Source organism: Spartinivicinus poritis, from assembly GCF_028858535.1.
Lineage (GTDB): Bacteria > Pseudomonadota > Gammaproteobacteria > Pseudomonadales > Zooshikellaceae > Spartinivicinus > Spartinivicinus poritis.
In genome coordinates this window covers 1-2387 of sequence record NZ_JAPMOU010000138.1, presented here as the reverse complement: position 1 = coordinate 2387, position 2387 = coordinate 1, and the positions used below count along the sequence as shown (strand labels likewise).

General features: G+C 41.7%; 3 protein-coding genes. All 3 read right to left on the bottom strand.

Features of this window, described 5'->3' with window-relative positions; genetic code table 11:
- Positions 1-102: 102 nt before the first annotated feature.
- The 3 genes from ORQ98_RS29340 to ORQ98_RS29805 all read right to left on the bottom strand — a co-directional run bounded on the left by ORQ98_RS29340 (position 103) and on the right by ORQ98_RS29805 (position 2381).
- Positions 103-1983 (bottom strand): DNA phosphorothioation-associated putative methyltransferase, encoded by a 1881-nt coding sequence (locus ORQ98_RS29340; RefSeq protein ID WP_274692375.1) that lies wholly within the window; start codon positions 1981-1983, stop codon positions 103-105.
- A gap of 30 nt (positions 1984-2013) precedes the next feature.
- On the bottom strand, positions 2014-2187 hold the full coding sequence (locus ORQ98_RS29335) for a helix-turn-helix domain-containing protein (protein WP_425347738.1): 174 nt from the start codon (positions 2185-2187) through the stop codon (positions 2014-2016).
- Between the two features lie 86 nt (positions 2188-2273).
- On the bottom strand, positions 2274-2381 hold the full coding sequence (locus tag ORQ98_RS29805) for an IS3 family transposase (protein ID WP_425347737.1): 108 nt from the start codon (positions 2379-2381) through the stop codon (positions 2274-2276).
- Between the last annotated feature and the right edge of the window lie 6 nt (positions 2382-2387).

Sequence of the window (2387 nt, the reverse complement as noted above, 5' to 3'; positions counted from 1 at the left end):
TTGACGTATCAGTCCCAAGAGACCGTAATAGCACGTTTGAGCCCACCTTTATTGAAAAGGGGCAAACTCGCCTCACTTGTAGGAGTGTCATTACACCTATTCCTAGCTGACAAATTGACTTTTGTTTAGTAATGGCGGTGGCTCAAACCTGCCGCCATAATCAAAGAAATCTACATCTTGATCCCGCATTTTGATTTTAATGCGCTCGACCAACAAAGGCGTGTCTTTATTCCAGTCGTCATAGCGCATTAGGCTAACCTTGCCTGAAGTCATGTGTGCTTTAACAAGATGGAAATTATCCAGGTCTCCATAGAGCTGCGTGGCACAACCAATATAAATTCTTAGCTCTGGCGGTAAGTCACCCAAGTGGCGAATATGGAAAGTATAACTATGACCGTCTTCTAAGTATCCGCTTTTCAAAAGTTCATAAGCCTTATTGCACGACTCTTCAATTAGCTCAGGATTCCCCATCGAAAACAAGACTTCCTTGGCTTGCTCAATGGCTTCATTGTAGCTGGTATAGAAAATCTTAATATCTCGTTTAAGTCCTTCAGGCATCTTTGTCTGAGGCTTTCTCTTTCCAAATAAACCTAATGCGAAATAGACCAGCAGATCGTCTTTACGTTTGCTCTGTGCTTCCTCAAAGAGTTCATTGCCAAAATGCTCAACAAGCGCCTTATGTGCTTTGATGTGCGATCCTGCTACCCGACGAATCTGGTCTGAAAACTCAAATTCATTGTTCGCGGGGATGCGCCCAAGCTCTAATGATGTTTCCCAAAAATCTGTAAATAACTCAAGGTGCTTATCAATGAGATCTTTTTTGATTGAGGGTTGGCGTGATTGTATTTGCCTTTGTGTTTTTTGTTGCCAGTCACGCCGTATATGTTGCCTTTCTAAGAGGAAGTTTTGTTCTTCAATCTTATCTTTGAAGACGATAAATATACCTTGCCCGACAGCAATGGCATTTTCGTCGAGTGTGGTTTCAACATAAGAGCGAATTTCAGATTGTGTGTAGTATCGTTGGAAGGTGTTTCTGCTAGTAATGATACCATCTTTGTACGGTGTAAATTGTTGCAGGAAACTATTGCCAGCAATCATGACCGATACGATGAGAATTTTATCGGCGTACTCCCAGGCACGTATTAGCGTTTCATTTCGTTCATCTCTATTTTCAATAACATTAAGCACAAACCCAAGATTCACAATATCGCTGTTGAAGAGATCTCCATCAGGATAATGCACCGGGTCCCATCCTGATATATCAATACCGTGAGCTTCCAGCTCACGCATATCATCACCTTTGCCACAGCCGTAGTCTAAAACGGAGTAATCGCCATTAAAATAATTGTGACGAGCCAATATCTGCATTGGCTGTGATAGTTGGTTGCGGTCTATCGCCGTTTTATGCCGTTCAATCTCAACTTCTTCTGAAATGCTTACTACATTGTCGTTAACGTCGCGGCTTGCTTTCGGATGAAGCCGTCCAGCTTCATCAAGAAAGTATCCTTTATTGGAAACGAGGCGCTCCCAGTTTTTCTTGAAGCCTATGGATCTAGGATTTTCATATAAACCTATATCAACACCTTCAGCGGTAATTTCTTTGAACAACGCATGTAGTTCAAAATCAGATTTAACAAAGGTTTCCTTCCGATGAAGAATCGGAGGATTAGCAGAGTTTTCATACGAGGACTTTCTGACTGAGAGCTTTGACAAATCGACAGTGAAGCTATGCTTTAAGGCTGGATAACTATACGTTTCAAAATCAGGATAGCTTAGGAATGCAACCTTAAAGTCTCGTTTATAGAGCTTCAAAATATTCCAGTCAGAGGTAGGTATTTTTAATGCTGCCGTTATTTTTTCGAGAACACTACTCAGCTTACTTGAGATCTCGGACAAGGCACTGTTGTGGATATAAATTGAATCAGGAAGTTGCTTTCCTGTTTTGATTTCTGCAACTAGCTCTTTGTATTTCTCAAAATCCAAATTGAGCCCCCTGTGATATAAGTTACACGTCTATGCTCGTTCAAGTAGCTCGCCAATCCCGCAATTGAAAAACTTACACAACTTGTCGAGAGCTTCCAGGTCTACTTTCTGTGCGGTCTCTTTATATAGCAACGTCACTGTGACACGGCTAAGCCCAGTTTCTCTGGCAACGTCGGCGATACGCATCTTGTGTTCGCCCATCATGCGGGCGAGATGACAACGGATCATAGCTGTGTCTCTATCAGTCTGGATCTAGGGATTATAGTGGTCCAGTAAAACCCAACAATTTTTTAAGAGGCTTTTTTCAATTGATGAGCTCTCTCAAATTCCATCGGTGTTTGATAGTTTAAAGCTGAATGTTTACGTTCGCTATTATAGTATGTAATGTAGTCCCAGATAGCTTG

Bases quoted from the DNA above. Each gene is read 5' to 3' on its own strand.
- ORQ98_RS29335 (WP_425347738.1), bottom strand. From the start codon at position 2,187: ATGATGGGCGAACACAAGATGCGTATCGCCGACGTTGCCAGAGAAACT.